The sequence below is a fragment of the Paractinoplanes rhizophilus genome, assembly GCF_042664765.1.
GTDB classification, from domain to species: Bacteria; Actinomycetota; Actinomycetes; order Mycobacteriales; family Micromonosporaceae; genus Actinoplanes; species Actinoplanes rhizophilus.
Map to the genome: position 1 here is coordinate 55,875 of NZ_JBHTBJ010000023.1, position 25,277 is coordinate 81,151.

General features: G+C 68.3%; 22 protein-coding genes. 8 read left to right on the top strand and 14 right to left on the bottom strand.

The window, feature by feature from the left end; genetic code table 11:
* Positions 1–14: 14 nt before the first annotated feature.
* The 8 genes from ACFQS1_RS26365 to ACFQS1_RS26400 form a co-directional block, all read right to left on the bottom strand.
* Positions 15–1,790 carry an ATP-binding protein gene (locus tag ACFQS1_RS26365; protein ID WP_378973226.1) on the bottom strand — a complete coding sequence of 592 codons (1,776 nt, stop codon included), beginning with the start codon at positions 1,788–1,790 and terminating at the stop codon, positions 15–17.
* Positions 1,791–2,719: 929 nt separating this feature from the next.
* On the bottom strand, positions 2,720–4,426 hold the full coding sequence (gene xynC / locus ACFQS1_RS26370; RefSeq protein WP_465263219.1) for a glucuronoarabinoxylan endo-1,4-beta-xylanase XynC: 1,707 nt from the start codon (positions 4,424–4,426) through the stop codon (positions 2,720–2,722).
* 63 nt (positions 4,427–4,489) lie between these two features.
* The gene (locus ACFQS1_RS26375) at positions 4,490–5,557 is read right to left on the bottom strand and encodes a cellulose binding domain-containing protein (RefSeq protein WP_378973231.1); all 1,068 of its coding nucleotides are present in this window, start codon (positions 5,555–5,557) and stop codon (positions 4,490–4,492) included.
* Between the two features lie 5 nt (positions 5,558–5,562).
* Positions 5,563–5,910 carry a hypothetical protein gene (locus ACFQS1_RS26380; protein WP_378973234.1) on the bottom strand — a complete coding sequence of 116 codons (348 nt, stop codon included), beginning with the start codon at positions 5,908–5,910 and terminating at the stop codon, positions 5,563–5,565.
* A 229-nt stretch (positions 5,911–6,139) separates the two neighbouring features.
* Positions 6,140–6,442, bottom strand: a complete 303-nt coding sequence (locus tag ACFQS1_RS26385; protein ID WP_378973236.1) for a hypothetical protein — start codon at positions 6,440–6,442, stop codon at positions 6,140–6,142.
* On the bottom strand, positions 6,439–6,672 hold the full coding sequence (locus ACFQS1_RS26390) for a hypothetical protein (RefSeq protein ID WP_378973239.1): 234 nt from the start codon (positions 6,670–6,672) through the stop codon (positions 6,439–6,441). Before ACFQS1_RS26390 ends, ACFQS1_RS26385 begins: the two co-directional genes overlap by 4 nt.
* 57 nt (positions 6,673–6,729) lie before the next feature.
* Entirely contained in the window at positions 6,730–9,231 is a 2,502-nt protein-coding gene (locus ACFQS1_RS26395) for a hypothetical protein (protein WP_378973241.1), read from the bottom strand.
* A 33-nt stretch (positions 9,232–9,264) separates the two neighbouring features.
* Positions 9,265–11,658, bottom strand: coding sequence for a galactose oxidase-like domain-containing protein (locus ACFQS1_RS26400; RefSeq protein WP_378973243.1), 2,394 nt, complete (start codon positions 11,656–11,658; stop codon positions 9,265–9,267).
* 508 nt (positions 11,659–12,166) lie between these two features.
* Between ACFQS1_RS26400 and ACFQS1_RS26405 the strand changes: the two genes are divergently transcribed.
* From ACFQS1_RS26405 to ACFQS1_RS26430, 6 genes are all read left to right on the top strand, one after another.
* Complete coding sequence (locus ACFQS1_RS26405) at positions 12,167–13,171, top strand: cellulose binding domain-containing protein (RefSeq protein WP_378973245.1); 1,005 nt, start codon at positions 12,167–12,169, stop codon at positions 13,169–13,171.
* 59 nt (positions 13,172–13,230) lie between these two features.
* Positions 13,231–14,817 carry an FAD-dependent monooxygenase gene (locus ACFQS1_RS26410; RefSeq protein WP_378973248.1) on the top strand — a complete coding sequence of 529 codons (1,587 nt, stop codon included), beginning with the start codon at positions 13,231–13,233 and terminating at the stop codon, positions 14,815–14,817.
* 90 nt (positions 14,818–14,907) lie between these two features.
* Positions 14,908–15,066 carry a type II toxin-antitoxin system RelE/ParE family toxin gene (locus ACFQS1_RS26415; protein WP_465263220.1) on the top strand — a complete coding sequence of 53 codons (159 nt, stop codon included), beginning with the start codon at positions 14,908–14,910 and terminating at the stop codon, positions 15,064–15,066.
* Entirely contained in the window at positions 15,063–15,377 is a 315-nt protein-coding gene (locus ACFQS1_RS26420) for a transcriptional regulator (protein WP_378973252.1), read from the top strand. The genes ACFQS1_RS26415 and ACFQS1_RS26420 overlap by 4 nt, the downstream gene beginning before the upstream one ends.
* A gap of 132 nt (positions 15,378–15,509) precedes the next feature.
* Positions 15,510–16,466 (top strand): calcium/sodium antiporter, encoded by a 957-nt coding sequence (locus tag ACFQS1_RS26425; RefSeq protein WP_378973254.1) that lies wholly within the window; start codon positions 15,510–15,512, stop codon positions 16,464–16,466.
* Between the two features lie 82 nt (positions 16,467–16,548).
* Entirely contained in the window at positions 16,549–16,962 is a 414-nt protein-coding gene (locus ACFQS1_RS26430) for an SRPBCC family protein (protein ID WP_378973257.1), read from the top strand.
* A gap of 171 nt (positions 16,963–17,133) precedes the next feature.
* Here ACFQS1_RS26430 and ACFQS1_RS26435 read toward each other — a convergent pair whose 3' ends face one another.
* The 4 genes from ACFQS1_RS26435 to ACFQS1_RS26450 all read right to left on the bottom strand — a co-directional run bounded on the left by ACFQS1_RS26435 (position 17,134) and on the right by ACFQS1_RS26450 (position 22,381).
* Positions 17,134–18,288 (bottom strand): hypothetical protein, encoded by a 1,155-nt coding sequence (locus ACFQS1_RS26435; protein ID WP_378973259.1) that lies wholly within the window; start codon positions 18,286–18,288, stop codon positions 17,134–17,136.
* Positions 18,285–18,857, bottom strand: a complete 573-nt coding sequence (locus tag ACFQS1_RS26440; protein ID WP_378973261.1) for an RNA polymerase sigma factor — start codon at positions 18,855–18,857, stop codon at positions 18,285–18,287. Before ACFQS1_RS26440 ends, ACFQS1_RS26435 begins: the two co-directional genes overlap by 4 nt.
* Positions 18,858–19,028: 171 nt before the next feature.
* Positions 19,029–20,669 (bottom strand): glycoside hydrolase family 44 protein, encoded by a 1,641-nt coding sequence (locus ACFQS1_RS26445; RefSeq protein WP_378973263.1) that lies wholly within the window; start codon positions 20,667–20,669, stop codon positions 19,029–19,031.
* 68 nt (positions 20,670–20,737) lie between these two features.
* Positions 20,738–22,381 carry a glycoside hydrolase family 27 protein gene (locus ACFQS1_RS26450; protein ID WP_378973265.1) on the bottom strand — a complete coding sequence of 548 codons (1,644 nt, stop codon included), beginning with the start codon at positions 22,379–22,381 and terminating at the stop codon, positions 20,738–20,740.
* 141 nt (positions 22,382–22,522) lie between these two features.
* On the opposite strand from ACFQS1_RS26450, the gene ACFQS1_RS26455 reads away from it, so the two are divergent.
* Complete coding sequence (locus ACFQS1_RS26455; RefSeq protein ID WP_378973267.1) at positions 22,523–23,311, top strand: alpha/beta fold hydrolase; 789 nt, start codon at positions 22,523–22,525, stop codon at positions 23,309–23,311.
* 31 nt (positions 23,312–23,342) lie between these two features.
* Here the strand turns inward: ACFQS1_RS26455 and ACFQS1_RS26460 are convergent, their stop codons facing one another.
* Both ACFQS1_RS26460 and ACFQS1_RS26465 read right to left on the bottom strand, forming a co-directional pair.
* A complete protein-coding gene (locus tag ACFQS1_RS26460; protein ID WP_378973269.1) occupies positions 23,343–23,744 on the bottom strand; it encodes a PIN domain-containing protein in 402 nt (133 codons plus the stop codon).
* A complete protein-coding gene (locus tag ACFQS1_RS26465; RefSeq protein ID WP_378973271.1) occupies positions 23,729–23,986 on the bottom strand; it encodes a type II toxin-antitoxin system Phd/YefM family antitoxin in 258 nt (85 codons plus the stop codon). The genes ACFQS1_RS26460 and ACFQS1_RS26465 overlap by 16 nt, the downstream gene beginning before the upstream one ends.
* Positions 23,987–24,087: 101 nt before the next feature.
* On the opposite strand from ACFQS1_RS26465, the gene ACFQS1_RS26470 reads away from it, so the two are divergent.
* Complete coding sequence (locus ACFQS1_RS26470) at positions 24,088–25,272, top strand: sensor histidine kinase (protein ID WP_378973273.1); 1,185 nt, start codon at positions 24,088–24,090, stop codon at positions 25,270–25,272.
* The last annotated feature ends 5 nt before the right edge of the window (positions 25,273–25,277 follow it).

Below are 25,277 nucleotides of genomic sequence, written 5' to 3' on the forward strand. Positions count from 1 at the left end.
GGTTCGAGGGACCCCTACTGACCTGTTGTTTCGGCGTCTTCAAGAAGTAGCCGTAGCTGCTGACTCAAGATGTATCGGGTGTTCTTGCTCCGGTTCTTGCCGCCAATGACCTCGATTTCTCCGTTACGCTTGAGACGGCCCAGCCAGTGTTCCGCGGTCTTCTCAGAAGCCCCGATTGTCTGGGCGATCTCGGCTTTGGACAAATCACCCAGATGTGCCAGCGCCTCAATAATTTGGAGTCGCCTGTTAGGGCGGGGCCGTCGCCTAGCCTCGTGCGTACCTACCGACTTTGCATATTCGGACAGCGTATAGCGCGCTCCACCTCGACTTCCTGTTTGGTCGACGAGTTCCCGCGCGACCAAGTCTTGCAGTTCGAAGTATGCGACCCGACTGTCGCTCACGCCCGTTGCAGCCCGATACTTGGAATTGTCCAGAACTTCCCCACGCCTCATGAGGGCCAAGGCGATGCATTGCGAGTCTCGGATGCCTTCGCGCCCCAGCGTGCTGAGCCAAAGGACGGTCTCATCGTCGAGAAGGGCATGATTGGGCATTAGCACTTCAAATGACGTGACCCGGTCTTTGAAGAGTGGAGGCCCCATGCCGGCTCGCCGCAGGGAAGATATCATCGCGCGAATGCCGGATCCGCGGTTTTCGCAGACAGTGCGGTCTTCCCCAGGAACCGACACTTCCTCCAGCAACTTGAGAAGCAGCGAGTTACGAGCGGACGAACGACCTTCCTCGCCGAGCCGGTTCACGTCCAACGAACCGAACAAGCCGCCCGGATTTTGGATTCTCAATCGATCTGGGTAGAGCTCAATCTGAACCTGAGTCCCCCGGGATCCCGGCGATAGGTCCCGATGGACAAGAGCGTTGACTATCGCCTCTCGAAGCGCTTCGGGTGGATACTCCCAAACATCTCGCCTACCTTCGCCCGTGATAAGTGATCTGCGTGTCATATTCCGCTGAATGACAGCCAAGGCCTCGCGCGCCATATACGGTATCGAGCCATTCATGCTGACGTTGTCAAGAAATCTGACGCCCGACGGCGTACTTTCCCCGGTTATCGTTGGAAAATGCACAAACGTGACATTGAGCTGAGGAAAATACTGCTGAGGAAAGTGGCCAAGTGAGAGCAGTCCTGCGAGCGAAGGCCGATATTCGCCGGCCGCGTCGGGAACAACGACCCGATTCATGCGCAAAATAGTTTCAACGGATTCATTTGCCCACAGGCGTGGATTCTGCTCACGAAGACGACTCACATAGCCATCGACCGCCGCGCCGTCCAGATCGGCCACAGCCGCATCACCTACGGCTTCGGTGTCAAAAACTGGTTGTCCTCGCTCGGCGATCAGTTGATGCACCTCCTCTGCCGTGAGGCGCCTATCCGAATCTGCCACTCTTATGTAAGTGCCCCTATTTAGACCTTTCGCGGTTATATAGCAGGGTTTCTGTTCCCGGGGCAACTCGACGATCTGCGCCACAACGACCGGAGAGCCATCGACTTCCCCGATGAAGATGTTTGGTTGAAGCGGGGGCGTCAGGTCGTCGCGACACATGGCGGCAAGATCCGTTTGCAGCTTCCTGGCGTCCGGGAGGCCGACCGGCCGGAAACCCGGCGTATCGTCAAGGCCCAATATGAGCGTGCCGCCGCCAGGGCTGTTGCAGAAGGCAGCGAGGCTCTCCCGCGCCGAGGCAGGTAAGCCGCTGGCTGCTGCTTTGACCTCCACCCTCGTAGCTTCAGAGCCGAACTTGCGCAGCTCCGTGATGAGACCCTCGAGCCAATCCGCCATCTTGCACCCATCTTCCTAAGTTAGGAAGTTCCAGAGGCCAACTTAGGAAGATGATGCCATAGCTGAGGAAGAAGTGCGTATCTGACGTGGTCACGAGGCTTCGTAGCCGTGTCTCCAGCAAACTGCATCTTCCTAAGTCACTAGGTCTTCTTCCTCGCTTAGGAAGCAGGCGGGTCACCAGCGGCTCACTAAGCCAACGGACTAGTGACGCGATCCACACGAGCGGCTCATACCTCGAGCTGACCAAAGGACCCGACAGAGGGGCACCGGACAACGGCAGGGCGGTTCGCATGCTGCAACGTTCGGCCCAAACGGACCCCTGACGGAGGGGTAGGCGAACCTCCTCGACGCCTACTAGATCGATTAGCATCGACCATCTCGTGAGTCGTAGTCGTCGAACTTCTCCGAGAGCTTCACTCGGTGTCGGTCCGGCTGGAGGCGTAGATGTCTGTGAGGAGGGTCCTCCAGTTCTTGGTCGGACTCGAACAGGTCCGGATGAGCCAGGTCATCGAGGATTCGACCGGACGTACACCTTGATGGCGCCATGTCCGGTCGTGGGCGGCTGCTTGTCGCCGCCGCCGAGTATCTCGGCTGTCGGCTCGTCACCGGCGATGGCCGCTTGCCAAGTCAACCGGTCTGCGATGCGAGGCAACCCTGATCACCGGTGCGTGACCACGATGCTCACCGTGCGGGCCGACTTCGCTCACCCTTACCACGTCACCCGTGGCCCAAACCAGGCCGTTCGGCGCGGGAACGACGTCTCACCCCACCACGCCCTGTACCCGCGACCTGGCCATCTGTACCGGTAGCGGATCACCGGCGACGGTCAGGGCGGATTTCGCATTCTGATACCGCGGGTCCACGAGTTGGCGCCCCGGCGCAGCAATGCGCCGGGGCTACGCGCGTGCGGCGCGTGGTTCGCTTGCCGGTCAGGCCACGGCGGAGGGGACTCCGTTGAGGGTGAAGGCGGTCGGCTCCGTGGTGTTGCCGGTGTGTGTGGCTTGGAATCCGATGTCGACGGTGGCACCGGGGGCGAGTGTGCCGTTGTAGCTGACGTTGCGCGCGCTCACCTGGCCGGCGGAGGGCGAATAGGTGGCGTTCCAGCCCGAGGTGATCGTCTGACCGGACGGCAGGGTGAAGCCGAGCGTCCAGCCGTCGATCGTCGAGCTGCCGGTGTTGGTGATGCTGATGTTGGCGGTGAAGCCGGAGTTCCAGGTGTTCATGGTGTAGGCGACCCGGGATCCCGTGCCACTTCCGGACGTCGCGGTGGGAGTGGGTGTGACAGTGGGCGACGCGCTGGCCGTCGGGCTGGTCGTCGAGTTCCCGCCGCTCAGGTTGAGCACGAAGGTCATCGCGCTTCTCGCGGGAAGCGTGACGGCAAGAGAGCCGTTCGACATGGTGAGCGCACTCTGGGCGGCGACGTTCCGGCTCGAGTCGGTCAGCCAGTTCGAGACGCTGCCGGACGCGGCGGTGTTCGCCAGGGTGAACTGCTGGCTCACCGACGAGGTGTTCTTGTTGAAGGCGACGATCACGACGGTGCTGCCGCTCTGGTACGCCGAGACGTAGACGTTCGTCGCCGGGTTGGCCGTCGCGTCAATCCGCACATATCCGGGGCGGACGAACCTGGCGAAGTGCGCCATCATGGCGCCGCGCTTGCTGATCTGACCGTCCTCGCGCATGGGGCCGTAGCTTCGGCGCAGGTACCACCACACGTACGCCTGGAACTCGGCGTCCACCATGGCGTGATGGATGTGCTCCCCCACGTCGAGCGCCTCGGGCCAGGAGTCCCCGGAGTTGGCGCTGCTGTTGGGGTAGTACACCTCGGTCATCCACAGCTCTTTGCCCGCACCCTTCTGCTTGAAGAGGGGGTACGGAAAGTTCGCGTACGACGTGCCGTAGAGGTGGGCGCCGATGATGTCCACGTTGGCCAGCGCCGTGGCGTCGTTGAGGATCGGGTCGGACATCGACTTGATGTACTGGAAAGACTCGGGCGCCATGACTTTGGTGCTGATCGAGCCGGCGTTCTCTTTCAGGAACTTGACAATTTCGGCGGACGTCCACCACGTCCAGTCCGTCGCGTAGTCGGGCTCGTTCTGCACCGATATGGCGTACAGATTCACCCCGTTGTTCTTCATGTACGCGGTGAAGTCGTTCAGATGCTGAGCATAGGCCGCGTACGAGCCGGCCTTGAGGCGCTTCGCATTGGTCTGGCTGCCATGGGTGAAGGTCTCGGTCATGCTGGCGGGTGGGTTCCACGGCGACGCGAAGACGGTCGCCCCGAGCGCCACCGCCCGTTGCGCAGTCGCCAGGTCACGGCTCCAGTCCGACTGGTTCTCGTTGACCGGGATTCTCAGCACCGAAAACCCGAGCCTGCCGTCGCCGTTACCGAACGCCGTGTCCCGCTGGGCAGCCGTCAGGTCACCGATCCAGGCCGCGTGGCACATGGCTCCGAAGCCTTTGATCGTCTGCTTCGGTGCCGACGGATTGATGTTCGCCGTCGCGGCCGAAGCATCCGTGGCCGCCAACACGGACCCCGCGACCGTCACGACCGGCACAGCCCCGATTGTCGCCAGGACGGTTCTCCGCCTCAGCAATCTCCGCTTGTCGCCAGCCGGTTCCTTCTGATGTTGGGTCATGTTTCGTCCTTTTCGCTTTCGGGGCTGAACCTTGCCGGCCGGGCTTTGCTGATGGGCGGGCCGCTACGTCCGCGCGCAGGTCAAGGCCGGCACGCTGTTCGTTCCGGGTGCGTTGCCCAGGAAGCCGAACTGGGTGCTGGCCCCCGCGGCGAGGCTGCCGTTGTAGTCGGCGTTCCGTGCCGTGACGGTGCCGCCGCTGGTGGTCACGGTGGCGCTCCATGCCTGGGTGACCGTCTGCCCGTTGGCGAACTGCCAGGTGACCGACCAGCCCGAGATGGGGGCGCTGCCCGCGGTGACGGTCACGGCGGCCTGGAATCCGCCCGGCCATTGCCCGGTCACGGCGTACGCGGCCGAGCATGCCCCGCCCGCCGGGGAGGTGGACGCCGTCGGGGTGCTCGTAGTGGGACTGCTCGTTGCTCCGGTGCTGATGCTGCCGGGCACGGCTCGCAGGGCGGTGTACCAGGTGGCCGCCATCTTGTCGTAGCCGGCGGACGTGGGATGGACACCGTCGATCAGGTCCGCGGTGGTGAGTGCGGCATGCATGTCGACAAGGTGGACATGCTTACCCGCGGCAACCTTGCTCTGCACGATTCCGGGGAGGGCCGCGTTGAAGGTGCGCCCGGCCGCCTCCTGACCGGACGAGGAGAGCGGGATGATGGTGGCCACGAAGACGTCGGCGTTCGGCGCCGCGGCGGTGATGTGGTCGATCAGGGTCGACAGCCGGTTGGGCGCGGTGGACACGTTGTAGTTCTGCAGCACGTCGTTGGTGCCGATGTGCAGCAGGACGGTACGTGGCGTGGTCGCCGCCAGCCACCCGTTGATGTTGGCGTCGATCTGGTCGATGCGCCAGCCTGGATGACCCTCATGATCGTGGTCGCCCAGGGACGACGGACCGTTGGCCTGGGAGCCGACGAAGTCGACCCGGTAGCCGCCGGCCGCCAGCCGCTGCCAGAGACCGATCCGGTAACCACCGGGCACCTGGGTACCGTCGGTGATCGAATCACCGAGGGGCATGACCCGGACCCCACCGTTGGACTCGGCCGCCACCGCCGAGCCCATACCGGCCACCGCGCCCGCAGCAGCCAGCACCGCGGTCGCGGCCGCCAGCGAAAGCCATCGTTGTCTGATCATCACATTCACTCCACGGGGGTGGGTGTCTCTCGACTGGTGCCGCAGGTGCCGCTCGCGCGGCCGACGTGATCGGCCTGGCCGCCGTCTTCCGGCTCGCCGCAATCGCGGTCCGGAAATCGACGTCGTCCTCCGCCCGGATGGATGACCGACCACGCGTTCAAGGCGATGGGAGCGCTCCCAACGCAACGATTGAAACACGTTACATTGGGAAACTTCAATTGGTTACGCCGGTCCATCTTGGCACCCCTGCATTCCGGACCGGCATAACAGTTTTTCAGCGGCAGGCCGTAACTGTCACGATCGCGCCCGTCGGGAAACGGCTGAAGCGCGATCACATGGTCGGTCTCGCGCATGCCAAGCTCGCAGGCTGCGGCCCCCTGCACGCGAGCGCCTTCGGTGGTCCGCCGTCACGTCGGATTCGCCCGCTGCCACTCAGCCGATGCGAGATGCCGTCGAGATGCAATATCGCGTTGCCGGTCCACGGCGTGGTCAGCGGTCCCAGCTTGATTCGCCCGAGGGCGGCGCAGCGGCCGGCGTTAAAGACGCTTCTCCCAGACGGGGCGTCCCCGCGCAACAGGCTCGCTACAGACCCAGGTAGTTGCGCAAGGGGTCGTCGACCCGCAGCAGCGTCGTTCGAGACAGCCGGCCAACGCGAGCGCCGACGTTCTCGGGGACCAGCGGCCGCAACCTGGTGACGTCGATGGTGCCGCGGATCGGGTCGGCCGGTGCCATGGGCACGAGCGAAGGTGACACCGGCGTCGGGGTGTCGGGGCCGAGGATGACCACGAAGGTAGCCCGGCGGGGGTTGTACGGCGCTGCGGAAACGATCGCGATCCGTGCGCGGTTCTTGCCGACCGTGTATTCGTACACGTCGCCGCGGATCACGCGGCGTCGAAGTCGTGCCGGTCTGCTGCGTCGAGCGCGGCGAGCACCGCTCGGTCGCCCGGCGGCAACGAGGATTCCCATTCGGCGATGACATCGACGTCCACGCGTGCGGCCTCATGGCGGATTGCCCGGTCCAACCAGCGGCCGACGTCGAGCCCTTCGGCCTCGGCGCGAGAGCGCGCCAGAGGAATACTGCCCTCATCCAGGGTTAGTGACGTCTTCCGTCTCATACCGGCGAACATACCGCCCATCGTGCCGCTGGCGACACCGGGCGGTTCCCCGCCGCGCTATCGGTACCGGATCTCGGCGCGGCGGGTGCCGGCCGGCAGGCGAACGTCACCGCCGGCCGCCGGCACCGCGACGCCATCGGCGGCGGCATCGGTCACGACTCCCAGCCGGCACGGATACACGTACGTGACTCCGGGGACCGCCTGGGTGATGTCGATGCGGAGGATCCGGTTCGCCTCGTCGTGATTCAGCGTGTACCCGAACGGCGTGCCGTACGTGGTGGCCGCGTCGGCGACGGTGACCGAGTGGCCGCCGTCGCCGCGCAGCCACCGGGGCAGGACGCCGGGCGCGATGTAGAGCTCCCGGGCGTCGTCCTCGCCCGCCTCGAAGAACAGCATCTCGCGCAGCAGGAGCATGAACTCGGCCGCCGCCCAGCCGTGCGGCATGTCGCCCATGTACCACACGCGGAACGGCATCTCGGTGAAGTCGCTCGCCACCGGGTAGGCGTGCTGCTCGTTCCAGGTGCCGGTGGTCACCTGCCACTCATCGGCGGCCCCGGGATACCGGCTGACCTTGGCATACGCGGCGTTGCCGATGACCCATCCGAGCAGCGCGTCCATCCGGTCGAGATCCCCGATCAGCAGGAAGGCGTGTGCCAACTGCATCGTCAGATAGGGGCCGTACGCCTGCCACGACTTGTCGTGCCGGAAGCCGCCCTGGACGAAGTGGGCCCAGATCGTGTCCAGGGTCAGACGGAACGCGAGGTCGAGGTCGTCGCCGAGCTTCGCCCCGTAGTGCAGCCGGGTCGGATGGAAGTAGGCGACCGCGCCGATGATGGTGGAGTAGAGGCCGCGGTCGCCGCCCGGCCCGCTCGGCACGTACGTCTCCCATTGCCCGTCGTTGCTCTGCTGGGTGAGTACCCACCGGATGGAGGCCGCGGTGGCCGCCTTCAACGAGTCGAAGGCCGCCCAGAGCTCGGCGACCTCGGCCGCGCCGATGCGCTCGGCGATCCGGGCGGCCTCGTAGAGTCCGGCCAGGGACCACAGATCGTCCCAGTAGTGCGGCTGGTTGCGGTCGCCGATGTGCTCGGCGCTCCAGCCGCTCAGCATGATGCCGTCGGCGCTGCGGTTGTCCCGGATCCAGCGCGCGCCCTGCAGCACGTAGGGCCAGTACACCTTGGCGCCGAACGCCGCGGCCGATCCCTGTATCCGGTCGAATCGGCCGAACGCCCAGAGCGCTTCGCCGTTGGCATCCCACTCCTGGGCGTCGCGCTCGTGCTCGCCGCCGAAGAAGCCGTAGGCGCTCGCCGGCCCGATCCGGCCCGTCCCGGTCTGGAAGACCTCGAGGTGGTGCCGGCCGAGCTGAGCGCCGGCGAGGCCGTCGTCGCCGGCCAGGCTGCAGGCGATGGCCTCCACGCTCGAATCCCGGATCCAGAACGAGTCGTAGATCGTCGGACCCGGATGGATCGCCCCGTCGTCGGCGAGGATGAGCAGGTCGGCGCGGCAGGAGCGGTACTGCTGCCACAGGTGCCGCACCACCGGCGGCAGGGTGGCCTGCATCCCGCTCCGGTCCAGCTTCTGCCGCCAGAAGGCGGCGTTGGCCGCCTCGAACGTGCCGGCCGGCTGCGCCGTGAGGTCGGCGAAGTCACTCGCGTCGCGGAAGTCGTCCACCGGAAGCCAGAGGTCGAGCGTGAATTCCTGGCCACCGGTGACGTCGAACGGCCACAGGAACGCCGCGCTGCACAATCCGGCCCGGGGATCGCGGGCCTGCTCGCTGCCGTTGAGCGCGCGCCCGGCGGCGAGCTCGACGAACGGGCTCACCGCGAGGTAGTGATCGGCATCGTCGACGCCGTCGTCGTTGCCGTAGAGGCCGAAGGACGCCGGCGCGGTGGCGAAGACCGGCCCGGCGCCGGTGTTGGTCTCCAGCCTCCCCTCGGCCTTGAGATACCGCAGGAACGACAGCTGCGATGTCTGCAGTGCCTCGCCGGTCTTGCCGTACCGGGTGAAGCCGCTCGGCTTGACCGGCACCACGGCGACACCGAGCTGTCCCGTACGGCCTCCGGGTCGGGACGGGCGCACGACTAGCCGATTGAGGACGGCGACATGGTTCTGCCGTCCCACCACGGTGCTGAGCGTGCGCTGCTCCACGCTGACCCCGGCCGGCGGCTGATAGGTCGTCACGACCACCGGCAGATATCCGTCCTGGCGGTGCTGCTGGAGGGCGGGCGCCGGCGCGCCGGCGGCCGTGAGCTGCGGCAGGTGCAGCCTGCCGTCGACGATGACGAAGAACGTCACCGCGAACCGCTCGTACACCGGCTCGATCTCGCCAGCTTGACCGACCAGGCTCTCCTGGTGGGCGTCCTTGACCCCGGCCATGTTCCAGTACCGGTAGAGCGCGTTGGAGGCGAGCGCCGCCTGCTTGGTGGGGAACATCCCGGCGTCGTCACCGGGCCAGTCCCGGAAATAGGACTGAAGCCACCACGGCATCGGGTACGGGACGTCGCGCGCCCAGGTGCGCCACATCACCTCGTAGAACATCATCTCGTACGGCTGTGCGGCCATCGGTCACCGTCCCTTCGTCGAGTGTGGTGCGGTTCAGGTGAGGTGGATCCAGGCCGCCTCCGACGGCACCCCGCTGGTGTTCACCACGAAGACCATGTACCAGCCGGGCGGCGCCAGGCCCGGGGAACCGGGCAGTTGCAGGGTGATCTGGTCCGGACCGGTGATCTGGTACGGGAGATCGACGAGACGCTGTTCGCCGTCCATCGAGTGCGTCGTGGCGCCGGGTCGCATCAGAGCCGCGGAGGCGATCTCTCCCGGGTCGGGCACGGTGACCACCGCCGACTCGCCGTAGTGCAACTCGGCGTCGGCCGGCATGCACACCGGGCGCCGACCGGCGAACAGGTACGGCGGCCAGAACACCTCGATGCGGAGTTCCTCGGTTTTCCGGGCTGGATTCGAGCCCGTGGTGATGACCTTGCCGTCCGGCATGAGCAGGGCCACCGAGTGGTAGAGGCGCGGTACCCGGGAGGTGGCGGCCATGACCCAGGTCCCGGGGCCGCCACCGGCGTCGGGCCGGTACAGCTCGGCCTCCAGGGTGGCGTCGGCGGCGCTCTCCTCCATCATCGATCCGCCATTGATCAGTACGGTGCGGTCAGGCAGGAGCGTGGCGCACAGATGCATGCGGCGCATTGCCATCGGAGCCGCCGTCGTCACGATCGGTCCCGGCGCCGACAGGTCGGTGATCGCCGTGGTGGCGGTCGCGCCGGTCTGGTCGTGCATGTCGGCCGGGCCGCCGCCCATCAGCAGTACGCGCTGGTCCTGCGCCGGCGGCAGTAGCACACTGGCGGACTGGTTGCGCCGACCGGCGTCGACGAGAATGCCCTTGACGTCGGTCGCCGTGTTCGTGGTCAAATCCCAGATGCTTGGCCGTACGCCGTTGCTGCCGCCGTACTGACCGCCGCTGTAATACAGGCGCCCGTCGGCGAGCAGGAACAGGTGGCCGTACATTGGCCAGTTCGACGGTGATTGCGGCAGCTGGGTCCAGCCCGCACCGCCGGTGTAGACGTCCGGGAAGACGTTCAGCTGGCTGTCGCCGTCAAGTCCCGATACGGCGAGGACGCGCCCGTCCGGCAGCGCGACGAGCGTCGGATACCACCGGCCACCGCTCATGTCCGGCTCGACGGTCCACGCGCCGGTCGTCCCGGTCGGGCTCGCCGGATCGGGAGTGCCGGCGTGCGGGTCGAAGGTGACCGCCTGCCGCAGGCCGAAGAACGGGTCGTACTGCTCGGTTCCGCCGCTGGCCAGCAGGCGTCCGTCGGGCAGGAACGCGTGCCCGCAACAGAACAGGTCTGCCGGGGAGAGCGAGTTGCTGTACGCCGGTCGCGGATAGTGCCAGACCGCCGTCGGGTACTGCCGCCCGCCGTGCCGATCCGGGTCGTTGCCGGAGCCGGCAAAGAACAGCACGCTGCCGGTCGGCAACAGCGCCGCATGCACCGGGTTGACCTGGGCGTCGTTCTCCAGCAGGCGCCAAACTCCCATCTGCGGGGCCATCTCGAGGTCGGTCATGACGTCCAGCACCCGGTACCAGCCGTCGTTGGCGCCCGGCGGGTTGTCGACCGTGAGGACGACGAGGTGAGGCATCCCGGCGGCGCCGAGGCCCGCCACCGCGAGCGCGGCGTCCTGCCCCTCCCAGAAGCGCCACGTCGGGATCGGTTGCCACGGACCCCAGCCGTCGGCCGGACGGCCCGCCTCGAGCCGCCACCCGGCGCAGTAGTAGCCGCCGTTCTGACCGGGCGGGCTGTCGACAGCGAGCACGAGCAGCTCAGGTGTGCTGTCGTCGTCCAGATCGGCGACCGCGATGCCGGCGCCCTGGTTCTCCCAGAAGTACCAATCCGGGACGGCCACCCATCCGCGCCAGGCGGCCACGGTGCCGTCCGGGCTCAGCGGGCCGCTGCGGTAGTAGCCCTGGTTGCGGCCGGCCGGCGCGTCCACCATGAGGATCACGAGGTCGAGCCGTCCATCGCCGTCGACATCCGCGACCGCGATGTCCGCACCGGCGTTCACCCAGGGAAACCAGTCCGGCACGGCCATCCACCGCGACCAGCCGCTGACCTGACCGGTCGGCTGAAGGTCCCAGCCGATCCGGTAGTAGCCGGCGTTGGCGCCATCCGGCACCGCGTCGACCATGAAAACGATGAGGTCCGGCTGCCCGGTCCCGCTGACATCGGCGACCGCGATGCCGGCGCCCTGGTTGAGCCATGGATTCCAATCAGGTACGGCGATCCAGGGCGTCCACGCACCTACCTCGCCCGCGTTGCCGGCCCCCACGCCGATCCGGAAATACCCGGCGTTCTGCCCGGGCGGGTCGTCGACCATGAGCACCACCAGATCGGGGCGCCCGTCACCGGTGAGGTCCGCGACGGCGATGCCGGCGCCGGCGTTCTCGAAGGAAAACCAATCCGGAACAGCAGTGAAGTCAGTGTCCATGAGTCTTGCGCCTCCACACCACACGGCAAGCCCACGGCCATGCGCGCAACACCGTTTCCGGGCGAAGCAGGACGGCATGCCGGTGGCCGAATATGGGTCGTGGTTTCGTGCGCGGTCCACGTGGGGCGTACCCGGAGGACGCTACTCGCCCCGTCGGCGCGGGGGCACGTTACGGTGCGTCGTGCATCGGACACCGTCGGCACACGAGCGGCGGGCGGGCCCGGGAGTCCGAGCTCGGCGGCTCGATCCAGGGGTCGCCACCCAATAGTTCCTGAACTGGTTTGTTGGCGTTGCATGGTCGCGGGCGCACTCCTCGCCGGGCCGCCTGTGCAATTTGCCCACACCACCCAACCGGGCGATAGCGTATCGACGCTCCCCTATGTAACGCTTCGCGAGAGCCTTGCTGCCGGAGCTGGGCCGGGAAGAGCAGGGGGCAGTGATGGCGGTATCCAGGCGGGCAACTCTTGCGGTCAGCGGAGTCGCCGCGGGAGCGGGCCTGTTGACGGCCATGGTGATGGCACCGCTGGTGGCCGGCACCGCTGCGGCGGCGGTCGGCGGGTGCAGCGCGACCGCGACCATCCAGTCCCAGTGGGGCAGCGGGACGGCCGGGGGCCAAGTTGTCGCCGTCACCGTCGCCAACACGTCCGCGCAGGCCGCCACCAGGTGGACCGTGACCTGGACCGCGACCGGTCAGGTGGTCTCGGCGTGGAACGCCACGGTCAGCGTCTCGGGCGGCACCGCCACCGCGGTCAACGCCACTTACAACGGTTCGCTGGCCCCGGGTGCCTCGACGAGCTTCGGCATGCAGCTCGCCGGTACCGGCGCGGCCCCGGCCATGAGCTGCGACAACGATGCGGTGCCGCCGACGCACGCCTCGTCCTCGTCGTCGTCCGGCGCCGACGTCAGGGTGACGGACGCCGATAGCGGACGCACGGTCACGCTCCTGGTCGGGCAGACGCTCGGCGTGTCGCTGCCGGCCACCTTCCGGCCGGTCACGGCCAGCGGGTCCGGACTGTCGCAGGTGTCGAGCAGCGGCGGCTTCCCGACCGGGCAGCCGTTCGCGGCGCTCTACCGGGCGGTCGCGCCCGGCTCGGTGGACCTGTCCTCCCAGACCGACTACGCCTGCCTGCACACGACGCCCCCGTGTGCGCTTCCGATCGCACTGTGGGCGGTGCACGTCCAGGTCGTGGACGTGTCGAGCAGCGGCGGGCAGACCGTCACGGTGACCACCGCGGACAACGGCCGTGCGCTCAGCCTCCGCGTCGGTGACACGCTCGTGGTGAGCCTGCCCAGCCAGTACGACCCGCCTCCCAGCAACACGGGCGGGGTGCTCGTCCAGCGCGACGTGAGCGGTGGCTACCCCACGAACCAGCCGCTCGTCGTTCACTACACGGCGGCGGCGCCGGGACAGGCGGACGTGACGACGTACACCGACAATCCGTGCGACCACGACCCGACCCCGTGCCCGGGACCGATCATGCGGTGGACCATCCATGTCTCGGTGACGACCTGAGGCGTTTTGACGGCCGGCTGGGGCTCGCGGCGGTCCTCCGCGTGCGGCAGGATCAGCGAATGGAGGAACGTCACGTCCCGGTCCTCGTGGTGGGCGGCAGCCTTGTCGGCCTCACTACGTCTGTGCTGCTCGCCAAGTACGGGGTGCCGCACCTTGTGGTGGAGAGTCATTCCGGCACCGCGATTCACCCGCGTGCCGCGTCTTTCCATCAACGGACGATGGAGGTCTTCCGCTCGGCCGGGATTCAACTGGAAGTGGAGGCGGCCGCTGCTCGTGAGTTCCAGCAGGGCGGGGCTATTGTCGCGGTGGAGAGCCTCGGCGGCAAGGAGTTGGCGTACTTCTACCGGTCGTACAACGACGGGGTGGAAGGCCTCAGCCCGACCGACCGCTTGTTTCTCACCCAGGTCGGGCTCGAACCGATCCTTCGCCGGCGGGCGACCGAACTCGGCGGGGAACACTTGTTCGGCACCGATCTGGTCTCGTTCGAGCAGCACGATGATCATGTCCGGTCGGTCATTCGCCCCCGCGCCGGCGGCACCGATCAGATCGTCACCTCCGATTACCTGGTCGCGGCGGACGGCGTGCACAGCACCGTCCGCGAACGTCTGGGCATACCGATGGAGGGCCGGGGCGGCTTCGCCGACTGCGTCACGATCTACTTCCGGGCCGAGGTCAATGACCTGCTACGAGGGCGCAACCTCAGCGTCGTGTACGTCAACCATCCTGAGCTGACCGGGTTCTTCCGGTTCTCGATCACGGGAGATTCGGGCTTCCTGGCCGTCTTCGCGACGCTCGACCCGGACGGCCGCCGCGACACCCATCTGGGCCAGGACATCTCCGCACAACAGTGCGCCGACCTCGTGCGTACGGCGTTGGGCGCCGACGCCACCCTGCCGGTCGGTATCGAAAGCGTCCAGCGCTGGAGCGCGATGGCGGTGACGGCCAGATCGTTCCGGAGCGGTCGGGTGTTCCTGGCCGGCGACTCGGCCCACGCGATGCCGCCCACCGGTGGGTTCGGCGGAAACACGGGCGTCGCCGACGCCCAAAACCTGGCCTGGAAGCTCGCGTTCGTCACGCGAGGGCTGGCCGGGGCCGAGCTCCTGGACACGTACGACGTCGAGCGCCGACCTCATAGCGCGCTCACCGTGGAACAGGCCTACACGCGGTACGCGCTACGGGTGGATCCATCGCTGCCGCGCGATGATCTGATGCCGCCGCTCGACGACGCCGCCATAGAACTCGGCGCGATCTACCGATCGACGGCCGTCCGCGCCGAAGGGCCGCCGGAGAACCCGCTCGACGACCCGCGTGCGAAGTCCTGGGCCGTCGGCACGCGGGTACCGCACGTCATGCTGACCGGCCCGGACGGCCCGATCTCCACGCTCGACACCACCGCGGGAGGATTCGCGCTCCTCCTTCAGGACGATCATCCGGGCTGGCGCGAGGCCGCGAACGCGCTTGACGTCCCGGTGGCCGTCCACACCCTCGAGCCGGGCGACGCACCGCCGGGCGACGCGCTGCTTCGTCCGGACGGAGTCATCGCGTGGAAGCCGGAAACAGCTGGCGACAAGGCGTTCGAGCAGCTTCCCGGCGTCCTGTCCGATCTCCTGTCGAGAAGTCGAAGCGGGCCCTCTTCAGCAGATTGACAGTGCCGACCCGGGTGTAAGCGAACCGTTCCGTCGGTGTTTAGCTCGGGCTATAGTTGGTCGCGCTCGGGCCGGGACGTCGCAATCAGAGTGCTGTTTGTTTTCGACCCGTGGTCGCAGGCTGTCCTGTTGGTGGCCGGGAACAAGGCCGGTGACTGGAGCCGGTGGTACAAAACGGCAATCCCGATCGCCGAAGGCGCCTACGAGATTTGGCTGGCCGAAGAGAGAAAGCGGAGGGAGAGCTCATGAGCGAGTTCGAGGATTGGGAAGACCTCCGTGCGGAGTTGCACGACGGGGACGAGGAAGCTCTGGCAGCGGAGCGGGCACGGACCGAAGCGTGGATCAGCGCCTACCACCTTGCCGAGGAGCGCAAGCGGCTGGGCATGACGCAACGGCAGGTCGCTGACCTGATGGGTGTCTCACCCGGGCGCGTCAGCCAGATCGAGAACGGCGACCTCGACGCCAACGAGGTCGCGACCCTGAGCCGATACGCGCGAGCCCTGGGCGCGCGAATGCGGATCATCTTCGACTACGGCAACGATCTTCGCCAGATAGCCTGACGGACACGGCCGGCCGGTGTCGTCTCGCCACCTGCGAATCGCTGGGATGGGTGACACGGGACGGTATCGTTGTCGGTGGAGTGCCGGGAAGCCTGGTCGGCGTGATGACTCGCCGCTGGCTGGGGGCCCTCGATGATCCTGGAAATTCTGCTCGCCGCGGCCGGACTGCTCCTGCTGACCTGGGCCGCGGATCATCTGGTGCTCGGCTCGTCCCGGCTCGGCCGCCGGCTGGGCGTCAGCCCGGTGGTGATCGGCATCGTCGTCATCGGGCTCGGCACGTCCGCCCCGGAGTTCGTGGTTTCCGGCCTCGCGGCGGCGCGTGGGGACACGGGCCTGGCGGTGGGAAACATCGTGGGATCGAACATCCTCAACCTGAGTCTTCTCCTCGGCGTAGCGGCCCTCATCGCCCCGGTTCCGGTCGCCGCCTCGGTGATGCGGCGAGAAGTGCCGCTCGCCGTGGCCGGAGTTGCGTTGTTCGGGCTGATCGCCCTGTTCGGGCTCGACGTCACCAGCGCCACCGTGCTGGCCGTGGCCTGTGCCGCCGCCCTTTGGCTGTTGATCCGGTGGGCGCGGCCGAGCCGGCCGGATCCGGTATCGGCGGAGGAGGTACGCGAAGGGCTCGAGGCGGATCCCGTGCCCGTACGAAAATGGTGGGCCGAGCCGATTCGCGCCCTGCTGGGGTTGGCCGGGGTGCTGGCCGGCGCACAGATGCTGGTGGTCGGCGCCTCCGGGGCGGCGGCCGCGCTCGGCGTCTCACAGACCGTCATCGGCTTCACCGTGGTGGCGATCGGCACCTCGTTGCCGGAGCTCGTCACGACGGTGCAGGCGCAACGCCGCGGCGAGTCCGACCTGGTGGTCGGGAACCTGTTCGGGAGCAACCTGTTCAACAGCCTGGCCGGCGGCGCGGTGATCGGGTTCGCGGACGGCACGAACCCCGCGCATGGCGGGATAGTGCTGGTCAGCGTGATGGTCTCGGGCGCGTTCCTCGCCGGACTGCTGCTGTTCCGCGGCCGGCGTCTCACCAGCCGCCACGGTGTCCTGCTCGGCCTGGCATACCTGGGGACGATCCCGCTGCTGCTCTCCAGCTGAACGCCGACGGCGCACCGGCTGGACCGTCCCTGCGCAAGAGCGTTCAAGACGCCATTGCGACTCGGCGGCCAGACTCTCGGGCATGGCTTCCATCATCATCGACATCCCGATCGCAGTGTCAGCCGACGCGGCCTGGGCGGTGATCGGCGATTGGGCGACCGGCCCGTCCCGGATGGCCCCCGGCTGGGTCACCGACGTACGGACCGAGGACGACCACCGCATCGTGACGTTCGCGAACGGAGCTGTCTTCCGGGAACGCCTCATCGGCATCGACGAGAAGGAACGGCGCCTCGCCTATGCCACCAACGGCGACGCCATCCATCCCGACCACCACAACGCGTCCATGCAGATCTTGCCCGCCGGCGCCACGTCCTGCCGCCTGTACTGGGTTCAGGACGTCCTTCCGGACACCCTCGCCGCCCGCCTCGAGGCAGGCATGACGGCGAGCGCGAGCGTCATCAAGTCGACCCTCGACTCCTCCGACGCGATCCCCTGATACAGAGCGCCGTCTCATGGTGACGATGCATGCCACCGGCGGGGCAAATCGAAGGGAGCCGAGCGTCCGCACTTTGACATGGGGCGCGGCAGCCGAAAACAAACAACGGTGCGGACCGCCTGGGAGGCGGCCCGCACCATCTGCGGGTAGCGGTGGTGCCAAGAGTTGCGGCTAGAGGTCGGCCGCGGTCACCCGGGAGGATTCGTACGTCGTGTGGGCCTCGGGAAGGCCGGGCACGGTGGACACGTCCTTGACCAGCATGCCGGTCGTGGCGTCGATGGTCAGCACCTCGCCGCCTTCGCCGCCGAACACCTCGGAGCCGGCGGTGATCGTCAGCGTGGCCTTGCCGTCGGTGGTCGAGTCCTTGACGCTGACCGCGGAGATGGTGGACAGCAGGCGCAGCACGCCCGCCCGGACCTGCGTGTTGCCGTCGCCGGCGGACAACGCTTCGGTGCTGTACGTCCACAAGGCATTGTCGAAATGCCGCTGCACGGCCTGCGGGCTGTACGGCTTGGGCTGGTAGGTGCCGCCCTTCTGCTTGACGATCGCCGCGGCGGCGGCCTGCTGCTTGTCCCACTTCGCCTTCTGCGCGGCGGGGTCGAGGCCGATCAGCGGGTCCTTGGCCGCCTTGAGCATCCGGGTGCGGCCGTCGGCCGGGCTGCTGTCCGCTGCGGCGACGGCCGCCTTGAGGAGCGGAGCGTAGCCGCCGGCCTTCATCTGGTCCTGGTGGCGGGTGATCGCCCGCTTGATGTCCGTCACGCTGTCGCCCGTGTAGATCGCATGACCGTCGGTGTACAGCGTGTAGACGACCTGCATGGTCTTGGTGCCGTGGGCCTGAGTCGCCTTCACCAGCCACGCGTCCCCCGACGTCGGGGTCAATGTCGTGATGGAACCGGCCAGCGTCAGCAGCGGCGCACGGTCGGCGGACCCCTCGACGGCGGCCGATTCTACGGCGGCCGGCCCTACGGCGGCCGGCGAATCCTTGCCGGCTACCGCGCTCCCGGTCGCCGACGAGTTGAGCACCACGGCGACGATAGCCGCCGCGGCGGCAACCCCCACTCCGGCGCCGATGCCCAACCGGCCCGCGACGCCGATCCCGCGGCGGCGCTGAATCGCCGGGCCGGATTCGTGATCCCGCGTGGTTGTCGTTTCCATGGTGGAAGTCGTCTCCATAGTCGTGTCCTCCGCTGATATCGCGCCCAGCAACCGCACGGTGCCGGGGTCGGCCATCGCCGCCCGCAGCACCGACCGTGCCCGCTGATACGCCTCCGGGCGCAGTGGTTCCGCGCTGCCCAACTCACCGACCAGATCGAGCTCGTCGGTCATCGGTGTCTCTCCTTCGCGCTGTTGCGATCCTTCAGAAGCGCGGACACCCCCGGCGCGTCGCGCAATGCCGTGCGAGCCTGGCTCAGCAGCCGCCGGGCGGTGCCGGCCGGCATGCCGAGCGCCCGCGCGGCGTCGGCCGCGGTCAGGTCCTCCCAGGCGACGAGCCTCAGGACCTCCCGCTCTTCGGGCTTGAGCCGCATCAGGGCCGACCGGAGCACGGCCCGGGCGTCCACGCCCAGGTCCACCGCCGACCACGGATCCCATCCGGCGGCCAGGTCCGCCACGTCCGCGACCAGGTCCTCGGCCGGCCGGGACCGCCAGTAGCGGCGCAACCGGTTCAGCGCCACCCCGTACAGCCACGGCCGCGCGTCGTCGTACGACCGGTCGTACGATCGCCGCGACTCGAACGCCGCCACCCAGACCTCGCCCAGCAGGTCCTCGGCCGCGTCGCGCCCCGCCCGGCGAGCGAGGTACGAGCCGACCGCGACCTCATGACGCCCGACCACCTCCACGAAGGCGTCGACGTCGCCATCCAGCGACCGGCCTATCAAATCCGCATCCGAAGCCATGGCCCTCCTCGGCGAACTCCGCGCTTCCAACCTGACATTGCCAAGCCGCCGGCAAAGTGTTCAGCGCCGTGACGCGAACCGTGCAGGTGTTGTGGTGCGGACAGAATGTGGGGAGCGGCCCTTGACGGGCCGCTCCCCACTCAGACGCCGAGCATCTTGCCGTTCAGGCCGTCACCGCCGGGGCACGACCAGCAGGGTGATCGAGTTCGCCGGGTACGTCGCGGTGATGGTGCCGCAGTACACGGCGAGGTTGTCTCCTCGTACGATCGAATTCAGGTCGGCCGGGCCGTAAGTGAACCGCTGGACCTTGGCCGTGTCGTTGACGCCGGTCACCGACAGCGGCGATGTCAGATCGCCGCCGGTCTTGTTGACGACCATGATGGTCAGCGCCTTGTCGGACGAGCGCTGCGCGCCGTAAACGGCCAGCTGCCCCTGGTCGCTGCTGGTCGCCGACACGCTCACGTCGCCGAACCGGCCGCCGGCGCCGTCGTAGTTGCGGTACATCCGGAAGGCGTACGCGCCGGGCTGCGTCGGTTGCGGCTCGCCCCAGATGGTGGCCAGGTCGAGACCCTCACGGCCGAAGATGCCGAGGACGTCGGCCTGGGCCAGCGCGCCGTTCATGTCGTCCAGCGCGCCCCAGTTGTATTCGGTGATGGCCACCTTCGTGCCGGGGTAGTACTGGGCGACCCACGCCTTCATCGTGCGGATGAACTGCAGCGGCGGCGCGTTGACGCCGCTGGGGCCGATCCACGACTCCTCCACGTACGTCGGATCCCACAGCGACCGGGTGGAGCGCAGCCGCAGCGCGTTGGACTCGGCGTCCTTACCGCCGCTGATCTGCGGATAGTAATGCTGGTCGAAGTAGTCGAGGAAGCGCTTGCCGCCGTGGGCGGCGCCGTAGTCCCGCATGTTCTTCAGGTACCACTGCGAGAGGTTGAGCCCGCCGTGCGCGGCCGCGTCGGCGCCGGGTGCACATCCGTCCAATCCGGACGCGACCCACTCGCAATAGCCCCAGCCGGACGGGCCCAGCACCGCCGCGGTGCGGTCGGCGGCCTTGATGGCGGCGGCGGTCGCGGTGCCCTTGCCACCCAGCTCGTCGTAGCTCACCGGGTCGGGGTGCACGTCGCGATGGGTGGAGCTCCACAGCACCGGCTCGTTGTCGAGCTCGTAGATCCGGACGCCGCCCTTCGCCGCGGTGCCGAACTTGCCGACGAGGTGGGAGACCATCGCGCCGTCGAACGACGCGTCCGCCGGGATCGACGTGTCGGTGGGCTCCGCCCCGGTCAGGTTGGCGCCGTTGAGCTGGCCGTTGCCGCAGTTGGCGTCCCACTCGTCGAACCGGTCCTGCTGCGGGAACCGGGTCGCCGGGAACCCGCAGGCGAACGGGTGCGACGAGGGCGAGTCCTTGGCCACCCAGCCGATCATCGGCACGGTGACCACCTGCTTGGTGCCGCGGTCGCGGTTGGTCTGGACGAACGACTCGAGCGTGTTGCTGTCGCCCGCCACGATGTTCTCGAAGTACCAGTCGCTGCCGGTGTTGTACGTGTGGTTGCGGAAGTTGTAGCGGCTGCTCGCGTTGCCGCCCCAGCGGGCCACCGGCATGCCGATCTCGGCGGCGAAGGCCGGGTCGGCGCCGTTGAGCCCGTAGATGTCCGGGCTGATGGCGTGCCGGGCGGCGAACGCGTTCACCGAGAGGGTGAGCCCGGTCGCCGCGGCGGCCGGGGATGAGACCGCGAAGGTGCCGGCCACCAGAACGGCGGTCACGCCGATGGCGGTGATCGATCGCGGCTTGCGCCGTCGTTGAGGACTCATCCCAGGCTCCCGGAGCTACCGTATACATTGACAGACTTCGATCAGAGTGGCCGGATGCCGGCGGCTAGTCAAGAAGTCAGGGTCCATCTTTGGTTGGCGCCGGAGCCGCAGGACCAGAGCACGATCTTGGTGCCGTTCGCGGTGGCGGCGCCGGTGGCGTCGAGACACAGGCCGGACTGGACGCCGGTGATGGTGCCGTCGGCGTTGAGGTTCCACTGCTGGTTGCTCTGACCGTTGCAGTCCCAGATGACGGCCTTGGTGCCGTTGGCGGTGCCGCGGTTGTACGCGTCCAGGCACTTGTTTCCGTAGATCGTGAGCCGCTTGTCCGAGGTGTACGTCCACGACTGGTTGGTCTGGCCGTTGCAGTCCCACAGCTGGGCCTGCGTGCCGTTGACGGAGCTGAAGTTGTCGATGTCGAGACAGCGGCCGGATTGCCGGCCCACGATCGCCCCGGTACGGCTGCCGGAACCCGACCCGTCGGTGCCGCTGACGGTCAGCAGCACGGCCTGGCCGGACGGCACGCTCGCGGTGTAGCCGGAGGCGAAGGACCCCAGATCGGTGCCGGTCCACGGGTCGCGCACGGCCGCCGTGCCGGTCAGGCCCAGGCTGGACCAGCGGGCGGTGATGTTGGCGGTGGCGCCGGTGCGGTTGAGCAGGAGCACGGCTCGTCGGCCCGTACCCGTCAAGGTCTTGCTGTAGACCTGCAGGCCGGTCGCGTCCTCGGCGACCCTGGTGCCCTGCCGGCCGAGCGGGTCCTGATCGATCGCGATGACCTCGCGGTTGGTCAGGATGGCCCGGGTCTCGGCGCTCATCGTCGCGAGGTTGTTGCCGGCGAGCAGCGGCGCGCCGGAGATGGCCCACAGCCCCAGATGCGTACGATTCTGCGCCGCGCTGAAGTTGGGCATGCCGACGATGAGCATGTCAGGGTCGTTGTAGTGGCCGGGGCTCTGCGCCGTGGGGTGTTGCGCGGAGTCGAAGTTGGCCAGCACCCGGCTCATCGAGGCGCTCTCGCCGTAATAGATGATGTCCTGGCTGGTGCGCCACATCGTCGAGATGCCCGGCGCCCAGTTCCACGGGCCGCCGTTGCCCCAACTGCAGATCGAGAAAACCATGGGCCGGCCGGTCTGAGCGGTCGCGCGCGCGATCGAGTCGCTGATTGCCGTGTACGCGCTCTGCGGGTTGAGCCCTTCGGCGTTGCCACCGCACCAGTCCACCTTGACGAAGTCGAAGCCCCATCGGGAGAACTGCAGGAAATCCTGGTCGTAGTGACTCTCGCTGCCGGAGCCCGGCGCGGCGGGCCGGCCGGTCGGGTAGTAGTAGCCGCATCCGTCCCGCCCGGCGTCGGTGTAGATGCCGGCCTTGAGCCCCTTGCTGTGGATGTAGTCGGCGATCGCCGCCATCCCGCCCGGCCATTCGGACGTGTCCACGGTGATGTTGCCGGCGGCGTCCCGGGTGCCCTGCCACCACCCCTCGTCGATGTTGACGTACTGGTAGCCGGCGTCCTTGAGCCCCGCCGAGACCAGGGCGTCGACCTGGCCCTTGATCACGTTGTAGTTGATTTTCGCGGCGAACGTGTTCCACGACGCCCAGCCCATCGGCGGGGTGCTGACCACGTTGTTCGGCGCGGCCGCCGCCGGCCCGTTGCCGACCGTCAAAGTCGCCACCCCCATGCCCAGCGCCAGCAGGGCGCGAAGAACACCTCTTGCCTTCATGACGAGGCCCTTCCGTCGCGGGACGCCCGAATTGATCGGTAAACGTCGATGTGATCGTTAACATAGGCCCCGCCGAAGCGAATCGCAAGAAACTTCGAGCCGAATCTTGTTAGCGTTCACAAGCCGGTATGCTCACGGGCGATGGAACCGCCACGCACCGCCACTGTCGTCGTCGACGACGGCACGCCGATCGCCTATCACTGCTGGGAACCGGACGCCGGTGCCGACGCCCACCCGGTCCCGGTCGTCCTGCAACATGGCTTCACCGCGCACACCATGGTCGACTGGCTCGACCCCGGCACCGTCGCCGGTCTCACCGCCGCCGGGCGCCGCGTGGTCGGCGTCGATGCCCGCGGCCACGGCCGATCCGGGAAGTCGCCCGACGCCGCGCGCTACGGCGAGCGGCGGATGGCCACCGACCTCCTCACGGTCGTCAACGTGCTCGACGTGCCCGCCTTCGACCTCGTCGGCTATTCGATGGGCGCCGTCATTGCCCTGCTCGCCGCGGCCACGCCGGCTGCCGTCCGCCGGCTCGTCGTCGGTGGCGTGGGCGCCGGCATCGTCGAGGTCGGCGGCGTGGACACCCGTACGCTGCCGAACGGCCGGCTGGCCCGGGCCTTCCTGGCGGAGGAGCCGGACGATCTGCCGCCCGAGGCCGCGGGCATGCGCGCGTTCGCCGAAATGCTCGGCGACGATCTGCCGTCGCTGGCCGCGCAGGCCCGGGCGGTCCATCGCGACGGCATCGACCTCGCCGCCATCACCGCCGAGACGCTGGTCATCGCCGGCGACGCCGACCCGCTCGCGGTACGCCCGCACGTTCTCGCCGAGGCGATCGCGGGTGCCCGGCTGCGCCTGGTCGCCGGCGGGCACGACGTCATCGGCAGCAGCCCCGACTTCCGGTCCGCGATCATCGAATTCCTCAGCCGCTGAAACACGAGAGCCGCTGAAATACGAGAGCCTTCTACGGGCGGTCGATGGCGAGCACCCCGGGAAGTCCGGCGAGGCCGGCCTTGAGGTCGCGAGTCAGCACCGTTCGCCCGGTCTCGGCAGCGTGGGCGGCGATGATCAGATCGTGTGCGCCGCGTGGGGTGCCTGTTCTGCGCACATGGGCGATCAGGCGGGCGTGCTGGACGGCCGTTGCCTCGGTGTAGGCGAGGACGTCGACCGCGCTTTGGATTGCAGCGAGAGCGCGAGCCCGCGAGGCGGCACGTTCGGCGGTGTCGGCCAGTTCGATCCCGACTCGATACTCGGCGACGGTGATCGCGGCGACGGCGAGTTCGTCATCGTCGAGGGCCGCCCGGTCGATCGTGCCACGCTCGTAGGCGATCAGGACGTTGGTGTCGAGGATCAGGCGTCGGCCCATGGGTCACCACGCTCGGGGTCCAGCAGGGCCACCGCCGCCGCGATGTCTTCGGCGAATCGGTCGTCGGGTGGTGGGACGTCGGCGAGGGCCGCGCGGAGATCCGAACCGGTTCGCCGGCGGGCCGGTCCGATCTCGGCCACCGGGTGATTGCCACGGGTGATGGTCACGGTCTCGCCTTGCTCGATGGCGTCGAGCAGATCGGAGAAGTTCCGTGATGCCTCGGTGGCGGTCATCGTCCGCATACCGCCAGCGTATCTGATTATCTGATCCGGCGTCCAGGACGTGGCATGGCAGGCCGTAGGTCGGCCGTTCCGGGGGCGGCGCCCGGTGGTAGGCATGACACATGGTGGTCCCGGTACTGGCGACGCTGTGCGCGGTGCTTCTCGCTGCCCACCTGGTCACGCTGCTGCGACGGCGGCCGGGCGGACTGGGCACGGCCGCCGAGCGCGCCACCTTCGACACCCTGCACACGGCCAGCCTCGCGGCCCGGGGACTGCGCGGCGGCCTGACCGCGGCCGGCGCCGGGCGGGCGATCAAGCATCTGCGGCCGCTGCTCGGCGCCTCCGCGCTGGCGCTCGTCGGCCACGAGAGCGCCCTCGCGATGGACGGGCACGGGCATGAGCACCCCGTTGATCCGTACGCGCACGGCAGCGTCGCGCTGGCCGCGGGGCGCACGGTCGTGCTCGGCCGCGCCGACATGGCCTGCCCGGCCGGCTGTCCGGTGCAGACGGCCGTCGTCGCGCCGCTGATCGACGGCGGCACCCCGGTGGGCGCCCTGATCGCGTACGCCCATCAGCCCTCGGCGATCCTGCTGCGCGCCGTCGAGGAGGTGGCCTCCTGGATCGGGGAGCAGCTGGAGCTGGGCTCGGCCGACCTGCACGAGCGGGTGGTGGCCGAGGCGGAGCTGCGCGCGCTGCGGGCGCAGATCAGCCCGCATTTCCTCTACAACTCGCTCAACGCGGTGGCCACGTTCGTCCGTACCGACCCGGAACGGGCCCGCGAGCTGGTGCTGGAGTTCGCCGACTTCACCCGGTACGCGTTCCGGCAGCGCGGGAACTTCGCGACGCTGTCCGACGAACTGCGCAACACCGAGCGATATCTGGTCCTGGAGCAGGCGCGCTATGGCGACGCGCTGAAGGTGTCGCTTCGGGTGGCGCCGGAGGTGCTGCCGACCGCTGTGCCGTTCCTGGTGCTGCAGCCGCTGGTGGAGAACGCGGTGCGGCACGGAATGGACGGCGGGCGCGAGGCGATCACCGTGTCGATCGTCGCGGCCGACGAGGGCGAGACCGCGCTGCTGACCGTCGAGGACGACGGGATCGGCGCCGACCCGGCGGTGATCCGCAATGCGCTGATCGGCGACGGGCCGCGGGCGGGCGAGCGTCCGGTGGGTCTGAGCAATGTTGACTCTCGTCTGCGGCAGGTGTTTGGTGACAGGCATGGGCTCGTGGTCGAGACAGCACCCGGGGCCGGCACCAAGGTCACCCTCCGCATCCCGAAGTTCGCCCCCGGGATCACCGCCGGGAGCTGACGGGA

Bases quoted from the DNA above. Each gene is read 5' to 3' on its own strand.
- ACFQS1_RS26365 (WP_378973226.1), bottom strand. From the start codon at position 1,790: ATGGCGGATTGGCTCGAGGGTCTCATCACGGAGCTGCGCAAGTTCGGC.
- xynC (WP_465263219.1), bottom strand. From the start codon at position 4,426: ATGACCCAACATCAGAAGGAACCGGCTGGCGACAAGCGGAGATTGCTG.
- ACFQS1_RS26375 (WP_378973231.1), bottom strand. From the start codon at position 5,557: ATGATCAGACAACGATGGCTTTCGCTGGCGGCCGCGACCGCGGTGCTG.
- ACFQS1_RS26380 (WP_378973234.1), bottom strand. From the start codon at position 5,910: ATGCGCGAGACCGACCATGTGATCGCGCTTCAGCCGTTTCCCGACGGG.
- ACFQS1_RS26390 (WP_378973239.1), bottom strand. From the start codon at position 6,672: ATGAGACGGAAGACGTCACTAACCCTGGATGAGGGCAGTATTCCTCTG.
- ACFQS1_RS26395 (WP_378973241.1), bottom strand. From the start codon at position 9,231: ATGGCCGCACAGCCGTACGAGATGATGTTCTACGAGGTGATGTGGCGC.
- ACFQS1_RS26400 (WP_378973243.1), bottom strand. From the start codon at position 11,658: ATGGACACTGACTTCACTGCTGTTCCGGATTGGTTTTCCTTCGAGAAC.
- ACFQS1_RS26405 (WP_378973245.1), top strand. From the start codon at position 12,167: ATGGTGATGGCACCGCTGGTGGCCGGCACCGCTGCGGCGGCGGTCGGC.
- ACFQS1_RS26410 (WP_378973248.1), top strand. From the start codon at position 13,231: ATGGAGGAACGTCACGTCCCGGTCCTCGTGGTGGGCGGCAGCCTTGTC.
- ACFQS1_RS26420 (WP_378973252.1), top strand. From the start codon at position 15,063: ATGAGCGAGTTCGAGGATTGGGAAGACCTCCGTGCGGAGTTGCACGAC.
- ACFQS1_RS26425 (WP_378973254.1), top strand. From the start codon at position 15,510: ATGATCCTGGAAATTCTGCTCGCCGCGGCCGGACTGCTCCTGCTGACC.
- ACFQS1_RS26430 (WP_378973257.1), top strand. From the start codon at position 16,549: ATGGCTTCCATCATCATCGACATCCCGATCGCAGTGTCAGCCGACGCG.
- ACFQS1_RS26435 (WP_378973259.1), bottom strand. From the start codon at position 18,288: ATGACCGACGAGCTCGATCTGGTCGGTGAGTTGGGCAGCGCGGAACCA.
- ACFQS1_RS26440 (WP_378973261.1), bottom strand. From the start codon at position 18,857: ATGGCTTCGGATGCGGATTTGATAGGCCGGTCGCTGGATGGCGACGTC.
- ACFQS1_RS26445 (WP_378973263.1), bottom strand. From the start codon at position 20,669: ATGAGTCCTCAACGACGGCGCAAGCCGCGATCGATCACCGCCATCGGC.
- ACFQS1_RS26450 (WP_378973265.1), bottom strand. From the start codon at position 22,381: ATGAAGGCAAGAGGTGTTCTTCGCGCCCTGCTGGCGCTGGGCATGGGG.
- ACFQS1_RS26455 (WP_378973267.1), top strand. From the start codon at position 22,523: ATGGAACCGCCACGCACCGCCACTGTCGTCGTCGACGACGGCACGCCG.
- ACFQS1_RS26460 (WP_378973269.1), bottom strand. From the start codon at position 23,744: ATGGGCCGACGCCTGATCCTCGACACCAACGTCCTGATCGCCTACGAG.
- ACFQS1_RS26465 (WP_378973271.1), bottom strand. From the start codon at position 23,986: ATGCGGACGATGACCGCCACCGAGGCATCACGGAACTTCTCCGATCTG.
- ACFQS1_RS26470 (WP_378973273.1), top strand. From the start codon at position 24,088: ATGGTGGTCCCGGTACTGGCGACGCTGTGCGCGGTGCTTCTCGCTGCC.